16 protein-coding genes are annotated in these 20570 nt (G+C 56.6%); 6 read left to right on the top strand and 10 right to left on the bottom strand.

The window, feature by feature from the left end; all coding sequences use genetic code 11:
• Positions 1–63: 63 nt before the first annotated feature.
• Positions 64–567 carry a hypothetical protein gene (locus tag ACY1JZ_RS09855; RefSeq protein WP_270164889.1) on the top strand — a complete coding sequence of 168 codons (504 nt, stop codon included), beginning with the start codon at positions 64–66 and terminating at the stop codon, positions 565–567.
• Between the two features lie 288 nt (positions 568–855).
• Here the strand turns inward: ACY1JZ_RS09855 and ACY1JZ_RS09850 are convergent, their stop codons facing one another.
• Positions 856–2778, bottom strand: coding sequence for a putative bifunctional diguanylate cyclase/phosphodiesterase (locus ACY1JZ_RS09850; protein WP_462629024.1), 1923 nt, complete (start codon positions 2776–2778; stop codon positions 856–858).
• A 292-nt stretch (positions 2779–3070) separates the two neighbouring features.
• A complete protein-coding gene (locus ACY1JZ_RS09845; protein ID WP_462629071.1) occupies positions 3071–3451 on the bottom strand; it encodes a DUF423 domain-containing protein in 381 nt (126 codons plus the stop codon).
• A 165-nt stretch (positions 3452–3616) separates the two neighbouring features.
• On the opposite strand from ACY1JZ_RS09845, the gene ACY1JZ_RS09840 reads away from it, so the two are divergent.
• Positions 3617–4027, top strand: coding sequence for a hypothetical protein (locus ACY1JZ_RS09840; protein WP_270164893.1), 411 nt, complete (start codon positions 3617–3619; stop codon positions 4025–4027).
• A gap of 586 nt (positions 4028–4613) precedes the next feature.
• Here ACY1JZ_RS09840 and ACY1JZ_RS09835 read toward each other — a convergent pair.
• Together ACY1JZ_RS09835 and ACY1JZ_RS09830 are read right to left on the bottom strand one after the other, a co-directional pair.
• Positions 4614–7709: an AAA family ATPase gene (locus tag ACY1JZ_RS09835; protein ID WP_462629023.1), complete on the bottom strand. Its 3096-nt coding sequence runs from the start codon at positions 7707–7709 to the stop codon at positions 4614–4616.
• On the bottom strand, positions 7706–8866 hold the full coding sequence (locus ACY1JZ_RS09830; RefSeq protein WP_462629022.1) for an exonuclease SbcCD subunit D: 1161 nt from the start codon (positions 8864–8866) through the stop codon (positions 7706–7708). The genes ACY1JZ_RS09835 and ACY1JZ_RS09830 overlap by 4 nt, the downstream gene beginning before the upstream one ends.
• A gap of 247 nt (positions 8867–9113) precedes the next feature.
• Here ACY1JZ_RS09830 and yhbH point away from each other — a divergent pair, with 247 nt between their 5' ends.
• Together yhbH and ACY1JZ_RS09820 are read left to right on the top strand one after the other, a co-directional pair.
• A complete protein-coding gene (gene yhbH, locus ACY1JZ_RS09825; RefSeq protein ID WP_270164899.1) occupies positions 9114–10262 on the top strand; it encodes a sporulation protein YhbH in 1149 nt (382 codons plus the stop codon).
• 19 nt (positions 10263–10281) lie between these two features.
• Complete coding sequence (locus ACY1JZ_RS09820) at positions 10282–10404, top strand: hypothetical protein (protein WP_462629021.1); 123 nt, start codon at positions 10282–10284, stop codon at positions 10402–10404.
• Positions 10405–10430: 26 nt separating this feature from the next.
• Here ACY1JZ_RS09820 and ACY1JZ_RS09815 read toward each other — a convergent pair whose 3' ends face one another.
• A complete protein-coding gene (locus ACY1JZ_RS09815; protein WP_462629019.1) occupies positions 10431–11585 on the bottom strand; it encodes a UCP032817 domain-containing protein in 1155 nt (384 codons plus the stop codon).
• 237 nt (positions 11586–11822) lie between these two features.
• On the opposite strand from ACY1JZ_RS09815, the gene ACY1JZ_RS09810 reads away from it, so the two are divergent.
• Together ACY1JZ_RS09810 and ACY1JZ_RS09805 are read left to right on the top strand one after the other, a co-directional pair.
• On the top strand, positions 11823–12185 hold the full coding sequence (locus ACY1JZ_RS09810; protein WP_270164902.1) for a DUF1304 domain-containing protein: 363 nt from the start codon (positions 11823–11825) through the stop codon (positions 12183–12185).
• A gap of 99 nt (positions 12186–12284) precedes the next feature.
• On the top strand, positions 12285–13721 hold the full coding sequence (locus ACY1JZ_RS09805; RefSeq protein ID WP_270164904.1) for a SpoVR family protein: 1437 nt from the start codon (positions 12285–12287) through the stop codon (positions 13719–13721).
• A gap of 168 nt (positions 13722–13889) precedes the next feature.
• Here the strand turns inward: ACY1JZ_RS09805 and ACY1JZ_RS09800 are convergent, their stop codons facing one another.
• The 5 genes from ACY1JZ_RS09800 to ACY1JZ_RS09780 form a co-directional block, all read right to left on the bottom strand.
• Positions 13890–14753, bottom strand: a complete 864-nt coding sequence (locus ACY1JZ_RS09800) for a transglutaminase family protein (RefSeq protein WP_462629018.1) — start codon at positions 14751–14753, stop codon at positions 13890–13892.
• A complete protein-coding gene (locus ACY1JZ_RS09795; protein WP_270164907.1) occupies positions 14750–15724 on the bottom strand; it encodes an alpha-E domain-containing protein in 975 nt (324 codons plus the stop codon). Before ACY1JZ_RS09795 ends, ACY1JZ_RS09800 begins: the two co-directional genes overlap by 4 nt.
• A 13-nt stretch (positions 15725–15737) precedes the next feature.
• The gene (locus ACY1JZ_RS09790) at positions 15738–17198 is read right to left on the bottom strand and encodes a circularly permuted type 2 ATP-grasp protein (protein WP_462629017.1); all 1461 of its coding nucleotides are present in this window, start codon (positions 17196–17198) and stop codon (positions 15738–15740) included.
• A gap of 195 nt (positions 17199–17393) precedes the next feature.
• Entirely contained in the window at positions 17394–18401 is a 1008-nt protein-coding gene (locus ACY1JZ_RS09785; RefSeq protein ID WP_270164911.1) for a globin-coupled sensor protein, read from the bottom strand.
• Positions 18402–18544: 143 nt separating this feature from the next.
• Positions 18545–20440 carry a PrkA family serine protein kinase gene (locus tag ACY1JZ_RS09780; protein ID WP_462629016.1) on the bottom strand — a complete coding sequence of 632 codons (1896 nt, stop codon included), beginning with the start codon at positions 20438–20440 and terminating at the stop codon, positions 18545–18547.
• Positions 20441–20570 lie beyond the last annotated feature (130 nt).

Raw genomic sequence — 20570 nt, 5'->3', positions numbered from 1 at the left:
GACTATGTACAAATGATTTTTAGTGTTATAGTATTAGTAGTTTTGTTAAGGGAGCGAAAAAAAATGACCTTATCTCAAGGCAAGGGACCTAATGCCCACTTATTTCAAGTCGAAATATTGATCGAGGGAGAAACCAATTCCATTGCGTTCGAGAAGCTTCTGAATATATTGAACCGATCAGAGGCCATCGATTTTCGCATCACCTCAGGAGTCGAGCTTGGCCGCGTCATCGAACAATTGACCGCCAGCCCGGCACTAGCATCACCACCCGCTGCTCCCCCCTCTCGGGCTAAGGAGAAACAGGAGACGCACAAGGCTGCCGCAGCCAAAGAAAGCAAGAAGACCTCCTCCTCAGAGGAAAATGAAGTGACGACACGGATTCTCAAATATATCAAGGAAAATCGTCTGATTCGTCTCTATGTCAACAAAGGCCTGGGCAGGCAACTCAGCATACCTTGCCGAATTATTAGCCTCGATCAGACCAAGCATGTGTTAACTGTCTATCATGTGGATGAAAAACAGGTGTACACCTTTTCGTTGTTTGAAATTGATGATTTCGTGGAATAGCTTCTTATTAAGTTGATACCAGTACGAGCTGACAATGCATCCTGGCAGTTACATATAAGTGCACTGCACACTTCCCCTTCGTATCTGGCTGATGCCTCTCTTCATGCAGCAGAGTGCACAAGCGGCGATCTTCTATCTGCCTATCGCGAACCATTTCATCGTATTCCGTATTGTCCAGCATTCTCTTCAATATACAAACCGGGCTTCAAAACGGCAGCAATGACTGCTCCCGCTTTGAAGCCCGGTTTGTTGTATTTCTTATGCTATAGCGACTATAGCGTCACCGTACTAGCCTGGTATCTCCTGATTCTTGCGGCCTTCCTCCGCTAATATATCAGCGATGCGATCACATGGCAGAGGCGGGTTCCAGTAGTAGCCTTGAATTTCGTCACAGTTATGCTGCTTCAAAAAATTCAACTGCTCCTCCGTCTCGACCCCCTCGGCGATTACCTGCATATGCAGATTATGTGCCATCGCAATAATAGCCGTAACGATCGCAGCATCGTCCGGGTCCTGCTGAATATCGCGTACAAATGAACGATCAATCTTCAAGCGGCTGATCGGCAAATTTTTCAGATAGTTGAGCGAGCTGTAGCCTGTCCCAAAATCATCAATGCTAATCCGCACACCCAGCTTGGTCAGCTCGAGCAGCGATTGGGTCGCATGCTGCACGTCCATCGTCATCGTCTCGGTGATCTCCAGCTCCAGATAGCAGGGAGCCATCCCTGTCTTGTGAAGTACACCCGCTACCTTCTCCGCCAGATTCTGTTGTGTGAACTGACGAATGGACAGATTGACGGATACAGGGATCGCCGGTAAGCCGGCATCCTGCCAAAGCTTATTTTGCCTGCATGCCTCCTCCAGCACCCATTCTCCCAACTGGACGATCATACCGCTTTCCTCTGCTAACGGAATAAAATATCCTGGCGACACCATGCCGCGCTCTGGATGCTGCCAACGAATTAGCGCCTCCAGACCGATCAATCTACCTGTCATCAAATGGTACTGCGGTTGATAATACAACACAAATTCATTGCGCTGAATAGCTCGCCGCAGCTCATGCTGCAAAGTCAGCCGCTCCAGCGAAGAACTATTCCATTCCTCGGAATAGAGCAGAATATCATTGCGCCCCTTCTCCTTTACTCGGTTCAGCGCCATATCTGCTTTTTTGATGATACTGCTGGCATCACGGTCATTGCGATTCGTGGCGATGCCGATGCTGGCCGTGACATGAAATGGGAATCCCTGCATCTCGAACGGCTCCTCCAACGTTGCAAGCAGCTCCTGCGCCTTCTCCAGCAGCTCTGCCTCCGATTGAAGCGAGACGAACAGCACAGCGAATTCATCCCCCTCCATACGCGCGCCCATATCTTCACCAGACAGCCCCCGTGTGAACCGCTCCGCTACCTGCAGCAGCAGCATATCTCCGAACTCACGGCCAAAGGAATCATTAATGAGCTTGAACTGGTCAATATCAAGGTAAAGCATCCCGACAAACTGTTCCCCTGAACGCTCCAGCACCTCATGGAAATGCGTCATAAACATTCGGCGGTTCGGCAGCCCCGTCATGTCATCATAGTAGGCCATATACCGGATACGCTCATTATTGCGCTTGCGGTCGCTAATATCCTGACCGATCACAACCGCTCCAGTGATGGTGTTTTTCTGAATCAGCGGCAGGCAGACCAGTTGAACCTCCAGCTCGGAGCCTGTCTTATGTATAATCGTTGCCGAATACTGCTGCATGGCGCCCCCGAGCACCAGTTCAATGCTCTTTGCGAGCTGCTCCTTGTCTGGGGCCGAGAACAACACGTGGAATTCTTCACTCATCAGCTCTGCCTTGCGATAGCCGAACAGTTGCGAGGTGGCCTCATTCATGGTGACCAATCGGCCTGCGCCGTCCAATATGAGCATCGGGAACGGGCTGTATGTAATAATTGAATACGCAATCTGGGCGCTCAAGTCAGAAGCCTGCTTGGGGTTGGCATCGCGAGCGAATTGTCTGTGCAGCAGCAGCACGATTCCGATCATGCCTGCAATGCTTACTGCAACAATGGAAATCTTAGCATGCTGGGGAGCCAGAAGCCTGTCCGCATACATGATCCAGCTTGCAACGATGACGATGATGCCCGCAACTGCGGCCCAAGCGGCTTTGGATAGCGATAATGCCATCCGCCGACTCTCTCTCGAAGCGATTTCTGTTACCGGCACAAGCGAAACATCCTTCCTCATTCAGACTTGCAGAGCACATAGATTCAGCTAGCAATGAAGGCACTGAATCAGGCGAAGTCGAGCATTACCCTGTCTTGTTTATATAATACTCTCATTATAAACGATAACCGGTATCCGGTCATCGATATTTTTATTAATTTTATCCAGTTTCTTTGTTATCTCTGTCTTCCCGCCGTTTATCGACAGCAATATTCTCCAATACCTGCAGCCGGAAGCTGTCAGCTCCCCTGCTAGCTGCATGTCCCACGGCTCGCTGACTGGCAACCCTTAATCAGTTTCGTTGTCCATGCTTCCAGGCCGCTATCATCAGCAGTACCCAACCGACGATGAAGGACAGTCCGCCAAATGGTGCAACAATGCCCAGCTTCGTGTAGCCAGTCAAGCTGAGCACATACAGACTGCCAGAGAACAGGAGGATACCAAGCTGCAGCAATCTGCCTGACCATACAAGCAGTCTCCCGCCCCCAAGCTTGTCGGATAGTACCCCTACCAGCAACAGCCCCAGTGCGTGATACATCTGATAGCGAACAGCCGTCTCGTAATTTTCCAGCATTCGCTCGCTCAATTTGCCTTCCAGACCATGTGCGCCGAACGCGCCCAGCGCGACGGCAAGCAGCGCGTACAACGCTCCATAGACAACAAATCGTGACATCATACAGGTATGCACTTCCTTTTCTTTGGTGTATAATTTTACAAACGTCGGTATGCCGCTTGCCCCAAGCTTTTCACTTCCACAGCTCTGCTCGCCCTTAATGAGGGTCGACAGACAGGCAAGCGACATGCGGAACAATAGGCTCAAAGGAGAATCAACGAAACGATGGAAATTTCTGAACACCAGGCAGACAGGCAGCCAGAGGAGCAGCAGCATAACGAGCTCAAGCAATCTGCTCTTGGGATAGCAGCCTTCGTCATTGGCATAATCAGCATATTGGGCCTTCTCGGCATCTTCCTGATGATGTTATCCAGCTCTGTCCCGGCCTTGCCCTTAGATGGCAGCATTCCCAACTTCACCGAAGAAAACGCAGCGGAGTATATGCCGCTCGTCATCGGCGGACTGCTGATTCTGCTGATCCTCATTATGAGTGCTGTCGGGCTTGTACTGGGCATCATCGGCCTTGCCGTCAAGCATCGCCGCAAAGCCTTCGCCATCGTCGGCGTCGTCCTGAACGGCTTGCTGCTCGCCTCTTTCCTGCTTATGTTCCTCTCCTCCAAGGTGATGCTAGGGTAGAGGACGAACGAGAAGACGAACGACTACCATATATCTCCTCCCTATCTGCAGTAGGGAACCCGCAGGCAGACTGGCCTGCGGGTCTTTGATGTGCGAAGCAGCAGACACTGCTAGCCGGAAGGACGGCTTGTCTTCGCTGCTGCTCGCGGGGCGGCTGGGAGCACGCCTGTCTTCGCAACGCACGCAGGACAGCCGGGAGGACGCCTGTCCTCGCTACTGCTCGCGGGACAGCCGGGAGGACGCCTGTCTTCGCTACTGCTCGCGGGACAGCCGGGAGGACGCCTGTCTTCGCTACTGCTCGCGGGGCAGCCGGGAGGACGCCTGTCTTCGCTACTGCTCGCAGGACAGCCGGGAGGACGCCTGTCCTCGCTACTGCTCGCGGGGCGACCGGGAGGACGCTTGTCTTCGCTACTGCTCGCGGGGCAGCCGGGAGGACGCTTGTCTTCGCTACTGCTCGCGGGGCGGCCGGGAGGACGCCTGTCTTCGCTACTGCTCGCGGGGCAGCCGGGAGGACGCTTGTCTTCGCTACTGCTCGCGGGGCGGCCGGAACGTCGGCTCACTGCGAGACAGCAGGCGGCTCCTCTTGTTACGACTTCAGCTTGAGCGCCGCGCGGCTGTAGCCCTCTCGCGTCTTCGTTATTTCCAGCACAGCAGGCGAAGCCTGCTTCAGCTCCGGCACATGGGAGATGATGCCGATCATCCGACCCGCCTGCTGCAATCCGACCAACGTATGAATAGCCTTATGCAGTGATTCCTCATCCAGCGAACCGAACCCCTCATCAATAAACATCATCTCAATAGATATTCCGCCTTGATGGGATTGGATCACATCCGTCATGCCCAGCGCCAGGCAGAGCGATGCATTGAACTTCTCTCCGCCGGAGAGTGTCTTGACATCGCGGTTCTGACCGGTATACGCATCATAGACATCCAGTCCCAGCCCGCTCTGCTTGCCGCGAACCTCCAGCCGATCGCTGCGCTGAAGCGAGAATTGCCCGCCTGTCAGCTCTTGCAGCCTTTCATTGGCCGCCACCAGAATCTGCTCCAGAAATTCGATCAGAATATAGCGCTCGAAGGAAATTTTCAGCGCGTTATCCCCCTTGAGCATCTGGTATATATCGAGCACCTGCTCCAACCGGCGTTCCAGCTCCGCCGTTCCTGCCGCCGTCTCCGCGATCGCTTCACCCAGCCGCTGCGCAGTCTGCGCGAGCTGCTCGGTGCGGACTAGCTCCGATGCTTCCGCCTCCTGCTCGACCTTCAAGCGTGCCAGCTCCTGCTCCAGACCAGCTAGCTCCGCTTCCTCCTTGCCCGTGAGCTCCGCCTGCAGCTCCGCTAGCTGCTGCGCCAGATATGCGAGCGCGTCCGCATAGTGCTTCAGCTCCGACTGCAGCTCGGCCAGCTCCGCCTCCGGCAGCAACGCTGCCGCATAGTGCTCCCGTCGCTCGAAGCCCGCCTTGCGCAGCTCGCCCCCCAGCCGCTGCTCCGCCTCGCGCGCGCCTGCCTCCAGCTCCTGTAGCTGGCTGGCGAGCTGCTCGCCGACCGCGCGTTCCTTGGCGCTCTGCGTTAGCGCCTGCGCCAGCTCCTGCTGCGCCGCTTCCCACGCCGCCGCCAGCCCCGCTTCGCGGGCGGCCAGCTCGCGGCGCGCTGCGGCCAGCCGCTCGGGCGCTGCGAGCTCGGCCGGGATGCGCGCCAGCTCCTGCGCGAGCTGTGCCTGCAGCCGCTCCGCCTGGGCAGCAGCCTCGCGCTGCGCCTCGGCCTGGCGCTCGCGCAGCCCGTCTTGCCGCTCCAGCTCGCGCTCGTGCCGCTGCAGCTCCTCGCGCTGCGCGCTGAGCGCGGCTGCGACCTGCTGTAGCCGATCCGTCTCGGCGCGCAGCCGCCGCCCCTCGGCCTCGGCCTGCGCGAGCGCCGCCTCGTCCGGCCGCTGCGCCAGCCCGAGAGCGGCCAGCTCCGCCTCGCGGCTCTCGCGCCCGGCCTGGGCGGCAGCCGCCTCCGCCGCGGCCTGGCTCAGCTCGCTCATGGCGCGGCTCAGCACCGCCTTCGCCTGCTCCAACTGCTCGCGCGCCGGCACCTGCCAAGCCTGCTCCGCCTTGCGCGGATGCTGCTCGCTGCCGCAGACCGGGCAGGGCTGACCGTCATGCAGATGGGCAGCCAGCAGTCCAGCCTGCCCCTCGAGCCAGCGCCGCTCCTGCCGGTCGAGCTCCGCCTGCGCGGCAGCAAGCTGGCGCTCCTGCTGCGCCGCCTGCTCGCAGTAGGCCGCATAGCGCTTGTCCAGCTCCAGCAGCTCCTTGAGCAGCTTGTAGCGGGCGCGCGCCTGCTCCAGCTCGCGCAGGCGCTCCGGCAGCGCGGCCGCCTCCTTCTCCTGCGCCGCGAGCCGCTCCTGTCGCTCGCGGCGCTGCTGCTTGAGCGCAGCAAGCTGCTCCTGCTGCGCCGCAAGCTGAGCGGCCGCGGCGCGCTCGGCCGCCTGCAACTGCTCCAGCTCGCTGCGGCGGGCAGCGAGCGTCGCCACCGCAGGCTCCCATTCGGCGAGCCGCGCCAGCTCGATCGCGGTCTGCCGCCGCTGCGGCTCCCGCTCCTGCTCGCGGCTATGCCGCTCCCGCGCCGCCTGCTCGGCCTGCTCTGCTGCCGCCAGCCGCCGCTGCGCCTGCTCCAGCTCGCCGCGCCGAAGCGCCAACTGCTGCCCGAGCCGCGTCGCCTGCTCCTCATACGGCGCGAGCCTTGCCGCGCGTTCAGCATCTGCGGCGCGCCGCTCCTGCGCCGCCATCTCAGGCTTCCGCAGCAGCAAGGCTTGCTGCTGCTCCTGCTTGCGCGCCAGCTCTGCGAAGCGCTCATTGAGCGCTGCGGCTGCGCGCAGCTCGCTCTCCCGCTCCGCAAGCTGCGCCGCAAGCTGACGCTGGCGCTCGCGTCCCGCGTCGAGCTGCTGCTCGTAATGCAGTTGCTCCAGCCGCAGACCCTCCAGAAGCTGCAGCGGGCTCTGATGCTCCTGTGCCAGCGTAACAGCCAGCTCGCTGTCCACGCGCTCCGGCAGCGTCTCCCGCGCCTGCTTGGCATAGACATGCAGGCGGAGCAGCCCTTCCTTCAACTGCTCGCGCAGCTCGCGGGTCTGCTGGTAGAACCCCTCCTCCAGCTTACGGTACAGCCCTGTGCGGAATAACCTCCGCAATATATCCTCCTTATTCTCCGTGTCCGAGGTCAGCAGCTTGCGGAACTCGCCCTGCGGCAGCATGACGATCTGGCTGAACTGATCCTTGTTCAGCCCGAGCAGTTGCTCGATCCGGCCAGATACCTCCTGTACAGCGAAGCGGTCAACTGCCGGCACCTCCTCGCCCGAGGTCAGCTCATACAGCTCGATTTTGCCTCCCGTCTCGCTCTTGTTGCTGCCCTTGCGATGCGCCAACTGACGGAAGATGCGGAAGATACGGCTCCCGGTCTGGAAGGTGAAGTCCACCGATGTATGCTGATCCTCCCGTGCGAAGTGACTGCGCAGCATCCGCGGGTCCGAGCGATCCTCGCCGCTTGCCGAGCCGTACAGCGCATAGCAGATCGCATCGAAGATCGTCGTCTTGCCCGCTCCCGTATTGCCGGAGATGACGAACAGCCGATGCTGTCCCAACTGACGGAAATCGATCGTCTCCGTATCCCTGTAGGGCCCGAAGGCCTTCATCGTAAGCGCCAGCGGCCTCATACCGCACCCCCATCCTCGCGCAGCACCTTAGCGAACGCCTCCGCGAACAACTGCTGCTTCTCCCGGTCAAGCGCCACACCCTTGACCTCCGCATAGAAATGACCGAACAGCTCTACCGGGTCTGCCGTTCGCCGCTCAGCGGGCGGCTGCATACGTTCCGCGGCTGTCATCTGGCTGGCTGCCCGGCGCTCCACATGAAGCGCATTCGGATAGATGGCACGCACCTTCTCCATCGGGAACAGCACCGGATGGTCGCTAAGCAGGGTGACAAACACATAATCGTCACAGCGGCTATGCCGCTCCATCTCCTCCAGTGTAGCTGTAATGCGCCTCAGGTCGCGGCGGGGCGTGAGCTCTCTCTTCTCCACCTGCACTTCGCCCTTGGGCCCCAGCTCTATCATATAATAGCCTTTGTTATGCTTTTCCTCCGAGATCGAATATTTCAGTGGCGACCCGGCATAGCGAATACGCTCCGATCCTACGTAATGCGCCTGATGGAGATGACCGAGAGCCGTATAATGAAACGGAGCAAAATATTCCGCACGCACATGCTCCGCCCCGCCGATCGACAGCGGCCGCTCCGACTCACTCGTGTTCGCCATTGGCTCGCCGCCTGGCGTAACGAAGGCATGTCCAATCAGCACATGGCGCGCCTGCGGCTTCAACCGCTGCCCGATCCGCTCCACCACCGCCCGCATCGCGTCATCGTGAGTGCGGATCGAATCATCGCCGAGCACATGACGCACCTGCGCCGGATCGGCGTAAGGCACCAGATAGAGATGCACCTCGCCCGCCGGATCGCGCAGCACGACGGGCTCCACCTCTGCCTGCAACTGGCCGGACAGATAGAGTCCCTGCCGCTGCATCATCCGTGTGCCGAAGGCAATCCGGTCCGGGCTGTCATGATTGCCCGCAATGGCGAGCACCGGCGTATTCAGCTCGATGACGAGCCGCTCCAGCAGCTCATTCAGCAGCTCCACCGCCTCTGTCGGCGGTATCGCCCGATCATACAGATCGCCTGCGATAATGACTGCATCTGGCCGTTCCGCCTTCACCACATCCACGAGCTGCTCCAACACATACCGTTGGTCCTCCGTCATATAGACACCCTGCACCAGCTTGCCTAGATGCCAGTCGGCAGTATGCAACAATTTCATCCTTGCCATCCACTCCTTCATCGGTAAATGTTCTAATTCGCTCTTCAACCCCCAGAATCCTATGTACTCCTAATAATTCACTTGACTGCAACATCTTCCAATCTCACCCCTGCAACGAACCGTGCGGCAAGGCCTGCTTCTGAGCTCCGCCTTTTATACTGGTCGCTGGACAGACCGCCTCACATAACTGGGAATCGCATGAATATATTGAGTACTACGCCATTATTCACACGGGAGGGGTTCATCTATGGCAGAACCACTGTTCATTGTATCGCGCGAGGACTGGTCGCTGCACCGCAAGGGCTATGAGGATCAGGCTCGTCATCAGGAGAAGGTGCGGGAGGCCATCAAGCAGAATCTTCCCGATATTCTGACTGACGAGAGCATCATCATGTCCGATGGCCGTCAGATCGTCAAGGTGCCGATCAGAAGTGTCGACGAATACCGCTTCGTCTACAATCATAACAAGCAGAAGCATGTTGGCCAGGGCGATGGCGACTCCCAGGTCGGCGACGTGCTCGGCGTCGATCCCCAGACGAAGAAAGGCCCCGGCAAGGGCCAGGGCGCAGGCGACCAGCCCGGCGACGACTACTTCGAGACCGAAGTCAGTATGGCCGAGCTGGAGGATATGCTGTTCGAGGAGCTGCAACTGCCCAACCTGGAAGACAAGCAGAAGGAGCAGATGCAGGCCGAGGACATCGTCTTCCACGACATTCGCAAGAAAGGAATCATGTCCAACATCGATAAGAAACGCACGATCATGGAAAATTTGCGACGCAATGCCAGCCGCGGCGTCTCCGGGATCTCCGGCATCTCCCCTGACGACCTGCGCTTCAAGACGTGGGAGGAGGTCGTCAAGCCGCATTCCAATGCCGTAGTGATGGCGCTCATGGATACATCCGGGAGCATGGGCTCCTTTGAGAAATATGTAGCCCGCAGCTTCTTCTTCTGGATGACGAAATTTTTGCGGCGCAAGTATGAGCATGTAGAAATTGTGTTCATCGCCCACCATACAGAGGCAAAGGAAGTGACCGAGGAGGAGTTCTTCACACGCGGCGAGAGCGGGGGCACCATCTGCTCCTCCGCCTATCAGAAGGCGCTGGACATTATAGATAGCCGCTACCCGGTGGCGAATTGGAACATCTACCCGTTCCATTTCTCCGATGGCGACAATCTGACCTCAGACAACGAGAAATGCGTCAAGCTGATCGAGCAGTTGATGCAACGCGCCAATCTGTTCGGCTACGGGGAAGTGAACCAATATAACCGCAGCAGCACGCTCATGTCAGCCTATAAGCATATTAGCAACAAAAAGTTTCTGTACTCCATTATCCGTGAGAAAGGCGAGGTCTACAAGGCGCTCAAAACCTTCTTCGCCGAAGCTCCCGCCACGTAATTCAGTCTGGAGTCACAGCATGTGTACTACCGATGCAACGAAGACAGGCGAGCGCTTGCCGGGGCGGAGCATTTCCAGCCGCCCTGGCAAGCGCTCCTTCTTCTCAACCTGTCCGAACCGCTTGATCCGCAACCGCCGCTGATTGCTGGCTGTACGATGCCACCTCCATCAACTGCTGCAGGAGCCACATGAGCTGCAGGACGAGCCGCCTCCATCCGAACTGCCTCCGTCCGAGCCGCCTCCCGAACCGCTATCGTGGCTATTGTGGCTGTCGGAGGAGCCTCCCCATGTCGGGGAATCGGTACTGCAGTTGGAATTACGCTCCTGGTGAACGTTGTCATCGGTCGCTTGCAGGCTGGACAGACTGGCAAGCAGAGCCGTATCGTCGCTATCGCGCGCCTGCTGCTGTGCCTCATCGAGCGACTCGTCCATCTGCTGCTCGAATTGCTCATTGTTATAGAGCGAGTGATAGATCAGCAGCCCTGACAATATACCAGCCACAGGTAGCGCGACCGGAAAGCTGTCATCGCCGCCTGTTAGCGGCCTGCGAACCGTATCGCCGCTATGAGAAGCCATCATCTGGGATTGCATGCGTCCCAGCAAGTAGTCTGCCGTCTCCCGCAGATCGCTATATCGCTCCAGACGAGCCGAATGGAACCAGCTCGCCAGCAGCTCTGCGCGATTGCTCTCCTCCAGCTCCTGCAGGCGGTGCTTGGGCAATGCTGTGCGGTAGAAGGCGCCCCACACCTTGACACTCGCCGGAGTGAAGGGGAACAGCTCCCCGTACAGCCAGTCGAACCAGGCACGCTCGCCCTCCACCGGACGACTGCCCTCCCCATGCGGGGCGTGATGGATCATATCGCCGCAGAACTGGTGGCAGAACTGCTCATATTCTCTCGTAAACATGAGCATTTCATGCCAGATCGCATCTGCACGCGCACTGTACATCGGCACCTTGGCACAGAGGGCGCTCATGAGAAAATACCGCTTCAGCTCCTGCCATACCCAGCCCCACTCCTGCTCGGACATCCGCGGGTTAGCGCTCATCACACGCTGCTTCACCCGCTTCACATACTCGCCATCGAGCGCCGCCTCCAGCCGCTGTGCTGCTGCTCGGGCAGGATGTCCGAGCGGTATGCCTAAGGTTCCCGGCAGCTCTGTCTCATCAGGCCAGCTCTCCTCAGCTCTGCCGCCTCCCAGCCTCCCTGACCGCGTGACAATGAAGCCATCGCGCTGTTGACCTTCACGGTTCCTTCTAGCAATCATAAACCAGACGACCAAGGCTGCTCCTATCAATACCAATATAAAGGCTGTTCTCCCCATATTTCCCCTCCTATCTATGCCAATAATACGCAAGCAAGCGAGATTGGTTTCCATAAACCATCGTTTCAATCCTTAACTGCTACCTGTGCCCGTCACGCAGCCCCTGTCTGAATCGTGGCTACGACATGACTGGATGACTCCCCCTATGTCCCCTCTGATCGCTCGCTGCCATGACGATTGGAATCATGGAACGGCCGTGCTATAATAACTCGTACAAAATATAAGGAGGATGACAGGATGCTGATAGCAAGCATAATTCTCGTCGCCATCGTCGCGATTGAGCATGTATATATTCTCATATTGGAGATGTTCCTGTGGACCAAGCCGGCAGCGCTCCGCACCTTCAATCTGACCCCCTCCTTCGCCCAGCAGACGAAGGGACTGGCAGCGAATCAAGGACTGTACAACGGCTTTCTCGCTGCAGGCTTAATCTTTGGACTGCTCCATCCAGATGACGCCTTCGGCCGCCAGTTGCAGTTGTTCTTCCTGATCTGTGTGCTGGTCGCTGCGATCTTCGGCGCATTGACCTCCAATAAGTCCATCCTGCTGAAGCAGGGGCTTCCGGCGGCGCTCGCGCTTATCTGTGTATTGTTGACTTAATAGGAGCCGCCTAGCCTCATCCTCTCTCGCTTGACCGCATAATCCTCTCCAACATCCCATACATATATAGGAAAACACGATTCCCGGAGGGATGCGCAAGTGAATCAGGATGAGATCCGACAATTGGAGAGAGCGATCAGCGAGATTACCGAGATTGCGACTGGCTTTGGCCTTGACTTTTATCCGATGCGCTATGAGATATGCCCGTCTGACATCATCTACACCTTCGGCGCCTACGGGATGCCGACCCGCTTCGGGCATTGGAGCTTCGGCAAGACATTCCACAAGATGAAGATGCAGTATGACCTGGGCCTCAGCAAAATCTATGAGCTCGTCATCAACTCCAACCCCTGCTACGCCTTCCTGCTTGACGGCAATTCGCTGATCCAGAACAAGCTGATCGTTGCGCATGTGCTGGCGCACTGCGACTTCTTCAAGAACAATGCCCGCTTCTCAGGCTCCAACCGCCATATGGTTGAGAGCATGTCTGCCACGGCGGAGCGAATTGCTAGGTATGAGATGGATTATGGAGCCGCCAAGGTCGAGCGCTTCATTGATGCCGTCCTGGCCATTCAGGAGCATGTTGATCCGACATTGATCAAGCCCTACCAGCTCGACAAGCGCCGGTATATGGAGCTGCAAAAAAAGCAGGAGCAGGAGCGCTCCTCGCACCAGCAGCACGAGAGCCCCTATGATGATCTGTGGGACTTGGATGACCGCCAGCGCGAAGAGGAGTCGCAGCCCGCTGGCAAACGGTTCCCTCCTGCGCCCGAGAAGGATCTTCTGTGGTTCATTCAGGAATATTCTCCATCGCTGGAGGAGTGGCAGCGGGACATTATTTCTACGCTGCGAGATGAGATGCTGTACTTCTGGCCGCAGATGGAGACCAAGATTATGAATGAAGGCTGGGCATCCTATTGGCATCAGCGAATCATCCGCGAGCTGGACCTTACCAGCGAGGAGACGATTGAATTCGCCAAGCTCAACTCGGCTGTCGTCCAGCCGTCACGCCAAAGCCTGAATCCTTATTATCTTGGCCTGAAGCTATTCGAGGACATCGAGAAGCGCTGGGATAACCCCACCGAGGAGGAACGGGAAAAGCTGGGGCGTCAGCCGGGGAGCGGGCGTGACAAGATGTTCGAGGTACGCGAGACGGAATCTGACCAGTCCTTCCTGCGCAATTACTTGACCAAGCAGCTCGTCGAGGAGCTCGATCTGTATATCTTCGAGAAGAAGGGGCCGGAATGGAAGATTACCGACAAAACATGGGAGTCGATTCGCGATCAGCTTTCCGGCTCGCGTGTCAACTGCGGTTTTCCGACCTTGATGGTCGTTGACGGCGATTTCAATCGCGCCTCCGAGTTGTATTTGAAGCATCAGTATGAGGGCATCGAGCTGGATCTGAAATATGTGGAGCGCACCCTCCCCTATGTGGTCAAACTATGGGGCAAGAACGTCCATCTGGAGACCGTCATTGAGGGCAAGGCGATCGCCTTCAGTTGCGATGGAGGCAAGACGAGCCGCAAGTTTCTATAAGAGTCTGCACCTCCTCTGACATTGGACATTATCTTCGATATAGTTAAGGCAAGCCGTTTACGTGACCGGCTTGCCTTTTTTTGAGCGCGGGGCAGCACCAGACCGCAAGAATCGTCAAGATAGCTCCTGCGTTGTGCGCTACTATAAATTTCAGCAAACCTGGCAGGCCTACTCCTTCAACCGCTGCACATCAACCGTAACATGAAGCTGCTGCACGCCAGTTCCGCGGTATAGACCCTTGACGGGTACAATATCCTTATAATCGCGGCCATGCCCCAGCTTCACATAGCGCTCGCCGACAGGCGCTTCATTCGTCGGATCGAAGCTGCACCATCCGGCGCCTGCCACATAGGCCTCTACCCAGGCATGAGAGGCATGCTGAAAGTCTGTGCTGCCGCCCTGCAGGTCGCCAATAAAGTGATAGCCGCTCACATAGCGCGCCGGCACACCGATGTGACGACAGACGGAGATCATCAGATGAGCGAAATCCTGACATACTCCGCGCCGAGAGATGACCATCTCCGCCACCGTCGTCTGCACATTGGTTGCCAGCGGATCATAGACAAATTCGGAGCGAATGCGTGATGACAGACCAGCCAGCCATTCATAGACGCCACAGCCGCGCCAATCGCCCGCCAACTGCTCCACTTCCTGCGTGAACGTCGTGTAGCCTGTGGGCAGCAGATACTCCGCGAACCGATTATGCGCCTCCTCGCTCTCATACCATACCCAGTGCTTGGTTCCAAGCGACTGGCGGCGAGCCCGCTCCGCCTTATCCACCTCCCGCGTCACTACGGTCATCTGCGTCCTGATCGTCAGCTTGGTGTGGGGCGCATTGACAGAGAAGGCATGCACACGGTTGCCGAAGTAATCCTCATAGCTGAACAAGGAGGCATTGGGCTCCACTACAATCGCATGCTGGTAGCAGGACTGCTTCTCGTCTGTACAGGGACTTAGCCGCACTTCATTGACACTGTCCGTGACGGCATGACCGTAGCTGTACTCGGTCACATGAGCAATCTTCAGCTTCATGCACTCGCCTCCCCCAGCCGAAAGAACGTCTTGGCGAAGGCCACCCCCAGCTCCTGACAGTCCTCCAGCAGCTCGCCCACAATCTCTCCACCGTTGCCGATGTCCTCGCGTTCCATGCAGGACAGCTCAGCAATCATCCGCCCTGCCTGGCGGATCATGCGGGCGTGGTTCGCCTTGAGCTGGGCATCCTGGAACTGGATGCCGCTCAGATGGCGGTGCATCTCCAGCAAGGAGAAGTGAACCGAGCGCGGAAATGCCGGGTGCAGGACAAGAAATTCGTTAATAGCCTCGACCGACACGCCATCGGCATAATAGCGGCGGAACACCTGATAGCCGCTGACCGACTTGAGCAGAGCCTGTAGATAGGAGTAGCTGCTCTGTTCCTCTGCTCCCCCCGCGCCCACAGCGGATTGAATGATCCGCAGCGTATTCTCCGCACGCTCCAGGTAGCGACCACACTCGATGAAGTACCATTCGTTCTCGCGCGGCATAACCGACTGACTGATCCCAAGGAAGAGCGCCGTCCACTCCTTGATCCGAATATAGAACTGATGCGGAGATTCGCCGGACAGCTCCTCCTGACGCTTGTCACGGAGCCATAGATAGAATGTATTGATCGCATCCCACATCTCGGTAGGCACCTTCTCACGCAAGGTGCGAAGATTGCCGCGGGCGTGTTGGATACAGGAAATCAGCGAATTGGCGTGCTCGCGGTCATGTGTGACATAGTACAGCACGTCGCTCTCTGTATAGCCGCTGTAGCGCTGCTCATAGATCGATCGGCAGCCGAGCGCGTCCACGATGCGAATCCAGCGCTGTGCCGCGCGCTGCTGTAATTCTTCAGTGTCCGCTGCTGAATGGTCGGCCTCCGATTGCAGATGGTAGTGCACATCAATCAGCCGCGCGTGATTTTCCGCCCGTTCCATATAACGCCCGACCCAAAACAAGCTTTCTGCATTGCGGTTCAGCATTTCGATCTCCTCCTTATTCGTCTTGCAGCACCCAGGTATCCTTCACTCCACCGCCTTGTGAGGAGTTGACAACCAGCGAGCCCTCCTTCATCGCCACGCGCGTCAGTCCGCCCGGGATGACATGCAGATCGCTGCCCATCAAGGCGAAGGCTCTCAGATCGATATGTCGCGGCGCCATCGCACCACCTTGCATCACCGGCGCTCGCGAGAGCATCATCGTCGTCTGGGCAATATAGCGCTCCGGATGAGCGATGATCGCTTCTCTGAAGGCCGCCAGCTCCTTCGCTGTAGACGCCGGGCCGATCAGCATCCCATAACCGCCCGACAGGGACGTTTCCTTGACCACCAGCTCGCTCAGATGCTCCAGCACGAATGCCCTGTCCTCCTTGCGGGAGAGCAGATACGTCGGGACATTATTCAGCAGCGGCTCCTCGCCCAGATAGTAACGAATCATATCGGGCACGTAAGCATATACCGCCTTGTCATCTGCGACCCCGGTGCCAGGTGCATTCGCGATCGCGACATTGCCGGCGCGGTACGCATTCATCAGACCGGGCACGCCCAGCAGCGAGTCAGGCTGGAACGCGAGCGGGTCAAGATAGTCATCATCGATGCGGCGATAGATAACATCTACTTGCCGCAGACCACGCAGATCCCTGAGATAGATCTTGTGGTTGTGATAGACCAGATCCCTGCCCTCCACAAGATGAATACCCATCTGCTGCGCCAAGAAGGTATGCTCGTAATAAGCCGAGTTATAGCTCCCCGGCGTCAGCAGCACGATGAGCGGATCCTTCTTGCCCGAAGGCGCCAGACTTCGCAGCGAGCGAAGGAAGTGATTCAGACTGTGCTCGATGTTCTGCACCGAGCAGGAGAAGTACAAGTCATGGAACAGCTCGCTCATCAACGTTCTGCCTTTATAGAGATAGGAAAATCCTGAAGGCGAACGCAAATTATCCTCCAGCACATAATATTGTCCCCGCTCATCGCGAATCAGGTCGATGCCTGATGTGGTCATATAAGCGTTGCAGGGAACATCAAAGCCCACCATCTCCGGTCGAAAATAGGTGTTCCCGACAATCATCCGCCGCGGAATCAGCCCGTCCGCTACAATCCGCTGCTCATGATAGATGTCGCAGGTGAAAGCATTGAGCGCCCGCACACGCTGCTTGATTCCCTGCTCCACCATGCGCCACTCCGCTCCCGGAATGACACGGGGAATATAATCGAAAGGAATCGTTCGCTCCAGCGGCTCCCGCTGATTGGGCGAATAGAGGGTGAAGGTGATGCCCTCCTCCAGCATTCGTTGCTCCAGCGCCTGCTGTCTATAGGACAGCTCCGAAGCCTTCAGCCTGGAGAATTGCCGGTGAATGGGCTCATAATGCGCTCTCACCGTCATATCCGGCATGAACATTTCATCAAAGAATGAATGAGCATCATAGTAATACGGCTGCGACTTTCGAGCTGTCGACATGCCTACCGCCTCCTCCACAAATGACCAACCTACACGATGAATGTAATATTATTTAACAAAAATATTAAATAGGCGATACCAGCATGATTTATTACTTTCAATCATACTGGCATCGCCTATTTATGTCAATAAAATTAACATATAATTCTGATAATTTTGAATATGTAACACTAGATGTAACATGTTAACGCTTGCTTATTTTTTCAACTCCTCCAGTTCCTTGCTGACCTTGTCAATCATCTGCACAAACACAGCTAACTCCTCAGAGCTGGCCGCTTGCTTGCGGGCTTGCACACTTGTCTTCTCTGACTCGGAACGTACACTGGACACTTTATGCTCTATCGAGTCAAGTCGCTCCTGAATTTCATTTAGCGCTACTCTTGAGTTAGCTGCCAGCTTGCGCACCTCATTGGCCACAACCTCGAATCCTCGTCCATGATCGCCTGCCCGTGCTGCCTCAATCGCCGCATTCAGACCGAGTAGATGCGTCTGATCGGATATCCCCTTGATTAGCGAGCCCATCTCGGCAATCTGCTCAATCTCTCCCTTCAGCTCGCCAAGCAACTGATGTGAGCTCTCCTGCGCCTCTGCCGTCGCAACCGCCGTCTGGGCGATGGACTTGGTACTCGTATCGAGCTGTACAATCATTCCCGCGAGCTCCTGGACTGCCGAGGTGACGGCCTCCAGCATCATCTGCTGGTTGTTGGCCAGACCCTGCAGCGCAAGCTGCTCCTCTCTCTGATAAGCTTCCAGCACCAGTTGGGAGTCCAGATTGAACATCTTGCTCACTGTGAACAGAATCCGTTGCCATTCGCCAGGCAGCACCCGCGCAAACACCTGGGTCGCAATATCCAGATAGATCATATAGGTACCCAAGTACCAATCTGTCGTCAAGCCGATTCGAGAGTGGACTTGTCCAATTCTTACCCGATTATCTATAAATGCGGAGTCAATCATGCCATCCGTTAGGGATAACCAGTAATCCCTCTGTGTCCCCTTCAGCCGCTCGAGCGTACTGAACCGACCAATCAGCTCGCGCAGATGTGGAACCTGCTCTACCCTTTCATAGAAGCGGTCTACGACCTCAGACACCACCTGCTCAAATACGGGACGGTAATCTTCCAGCAGCTTTAAATCATCCTCGCCAATTCCGGTATATTTCAATTGCTTTTCACGCTCTGGAGTAACATTTATCCTTGACATCACGCATGCCCCCTGGCAACGATAAGATTAAGACTAATAATGGCATTGTGACGCAATGAATGGTATCTGTCAATATTTCATAGCCCAATGAAACACAGCGGAGCATCCCCCTCCGAAGGGCGCTCCGCCGTGTAACAATTCACCTATCGATTAAGCAAGCTGCCTACATATCTTAACAACTCATTCGAGCAGACCGGGCAGTAGCCGTGGTCGTCCATCAGCCGCTTCGTCACCTCATTAATGCGCTTGAGTTGATTTTCATCCGGCGTCTTCGTCGAGGTCGTAATTTTGACAATATCCTTCAGATCCACGAACAGCTTCTTCTCGATCGCCTCCCGCAGCCGGTCATGGCTGGCATAATCGAATTTCCGTCCTTTGCGCGAGTAGGTGGAGATACGGATCAGAATCTCTTCCCGGAACGCCTTCTTGGCATTCTCCGAAATGCCGATCTGCTCTTCGATGGAGCGCATCAGCCTCTCGTCCGGCTCCATCTCCTCTCCCGTCAGCGGGTCCTTGATTTTCGTCCAGTTGCAATACGATTCGATGTTGTCCAGATAGTTCTCAAACAGCGTGCGCGCTGACTCCTCGAACGAGTAGACAAACGCCTTTTGCACCTCTTTCTTCGCCAGGCTGTCATACTCCTTGCGCGCCACTGAGATAAAGTTTAAGTATCGCTCCCGCTCCTCCTTCGTTATCGACGGGTGCTGGTCCATGCCATCCTTGAGCGCGCGCAATACATCCAGCGCATTAATGCACTGTAGATCCTGCTTGATCAAGGCGCTGGATATGCGATTGATGACATACCGCGGATCGATGCCAGTCATGCCCTCCTCGATGAACTCGCTCTGCATCTCCTTCAGATCCGCTTCTTTATACCCTTCCACCTCCTGGCCATCATACATGCGCATTTTTTTGACCAGATCCATTCCTTGCTTCTTCGTTTCCTTGAGGCGCGTGAGGATCGAGAAGATCGCGGCGGAGCGCAGCGCATGCGGTGCAATGTGGACATGCTTCATATCGCTCTGGCCGATAAGCTTGGAATAAATCTTCTCCTCCTCAGACACCTTCAGATTATACGGCACCGGCATGACAATCATCCGCGACTGCAGCGCTTCATTCTTCTTGTTGGCGATAAACGATCGATACTCTGTCTCATTTGTATGGGCCACAATCAGCTCATCGGCCGAGATGAGGGCGAAGCGCCCTGCCTTGAAGTTGCCCTCCTGGGTCAATGAGAGCAGATTCCACAGAAACTTCTCATCGCACTTGAGCATCTCCTGGAACTCCATCAGCCCGCGGTTCGCCTTGTTCAGCTCGCCATCGAACCGGTATGCCCGCGGGTCGGATTCCGAGCCATATTCGGTAATGGTCGAAAAGTCGATGCTGCCTGTCAGATCAGCTATATCCTGCGATTTCGGATCAGATGGACTGAACGTGCCGATGCCGACCCGGTTATCCTCGGAGATGAGCACCCGCTCCACCGCAACCTGATCAATCTGCCCCTCATATTCCGTCTTCAGACGCAACTGGCAGGAAGGGCATAGATTGCCCTCGATTCTCACCCCCAGCTCCCGCTCAATATAGGGACGCAGCTCATGTGGAATGAGATGCAACGGATCTTCATGCATCGGGCAGCCCTGGATGGCGTAGACCGCCCCGCTGTCCGTGCGCGAATATCTCTCCAGCCCCTTCTTCAGCATCGTGACTAATGTCGACTTGCCGCCGCTAACGGGCCCCATGAGCAGCAAAATCCGCTTTCTCACATCCAGCCGCCTCGCAGCCGAATGAAAATATTCCTCCACGAGCTTCTCGATGGCCCGGTCAAGCCCAAAAATCTCCTGTTCAAAAAACTTGTAGCGCTTGACGCCCCCGACCTCATCGACCCCATAAGACTTGATCATCTCATAGACTCGTGCATGAGCTGTCATCGCCGGAGTTGGATCTACCCTCAACAGCTCGATGTAGTCCTTGAAAGTCCCTGTCCAAGCGAGCTTCTCATTCTCTGCTTTGTAAGCCGATATGCGTTCAAAAATATCCATGCGCCCTGTCTCCTCCCATCGCTCCCGCTGCGTGCATCTTCTGTTCTCCCCAGCACTTCATTGCCTGTTCCGTGCGGTCAAGCCCCAAAGACCCGCCCTCCACGGATCAGACAGCAGACACTTGATTCAC

The sequence above is a fragment of the Paenibacillus sp. J5 genome (assembly GCF_054955055.1).
The sequence above is the reverse complement of the archived record's forward strand: the minus strand, read 5'-3'. Positions and strand labels throughout refer to the sequence as shown.

Coding starts and splice junctions, on each gene's coding strand:
- ACY1JZ_RS09855 (WP_270164889.1), top strand. CDS start 64: ATGACCTTATCTCAAGGCAAGGGACCTAATGCCCACTTATTTCAAGTC.
- ACY1JZ_RS09845 (WP_462629071.1), bottom strand. CDS start 3,451: ATGTCACGATTTGTTGTCTATGGAGCGTTGTACGCGCTGCTTGCCGTC.
- ACY1JZ_RS09840 (WP_270164893.1), top strand. CDS start 3,617: ATGGAAATTTCTGAACACCAGGCAGACAGGCAGCCAGAGGAGCAGCAG.
- ACY1JZ_RS09835 (WP_462629023.1), bottom strand. CDS start 7,709: ATGAGGCCGCTGGCGCTTACGATGAAGGCCTTCGGGCCCTACAGGGAT.
- ACY1JZ_RS09830 (WP_462629022.1), bottom strand. CDS start 8,866: ATGAAATTGTTGCATACTGCCGACTGGCATCTAGGCAAGCTGGTGCAG.
- yhbH (WP_270164899.1), top strand. CDS start 9,114: ATGGCAGAACCACTGTTCATTGTATCGCGCGAGGACTGGTCGCTGCAC.
- ACY1JZ_RS09820 (WP_462629021.1), top strand. CDS start 10,282: ATGTGTACTACCGATGCAACGAAGACAGGCGAGCGCTTGCCGGGGCGG.
- ACY1JZ_RS09815 (WP_462629019.1), bottom strand. CDS start 11,585: ATGGGGAGAACAGCCTTTATATTGGTATTGATAGGAGCAGCCTTGGTC.
- ACY1JZ_RS09810 (WP_270164902.1), top strand. CDS start 11,823: ATGCTGATAGCAAGCATAATTCTCGTCGCCATCGTCGCGATTGAGCAT.
- ACY1JZ_RS09800 (WP_462629018.1), bottom strand. CDS start 14,753: ATGAAGCTGAAGATTGCTCATGTGACCGAGTACAGCTACGGTCATGCC.
- ACY1JZ_RS09795 (WP_270164907.1), bottom strand. CDS start 15,724: ATGCTGAACCGCAATGCAGAAAGCTTGTTTTGGGTCGGGCGTTATATG.
- ACY1JZ_RS09790 (WP_462629017.1), bottom strand. CDS start 17,198: ATGTCGACAGCTCGAAAGTCGCAGCCGTATTACTATGATGCTCATTCA.
- ACY1JZ_RS09785 (WP_270164911.1), bottom strand. CDS start 18,401: ATGTCAAGGATAAATGTTACTCCAGAGCGTGAAAAGCAATTGAAATAT.
- ACY1JZ_RS09780 (WP_462629016.1), bottom strand. CDS start 20,440: ATGGATATTTTTGAACGCATATCGGCTTACAAAGCAGAGAATGAGAAG.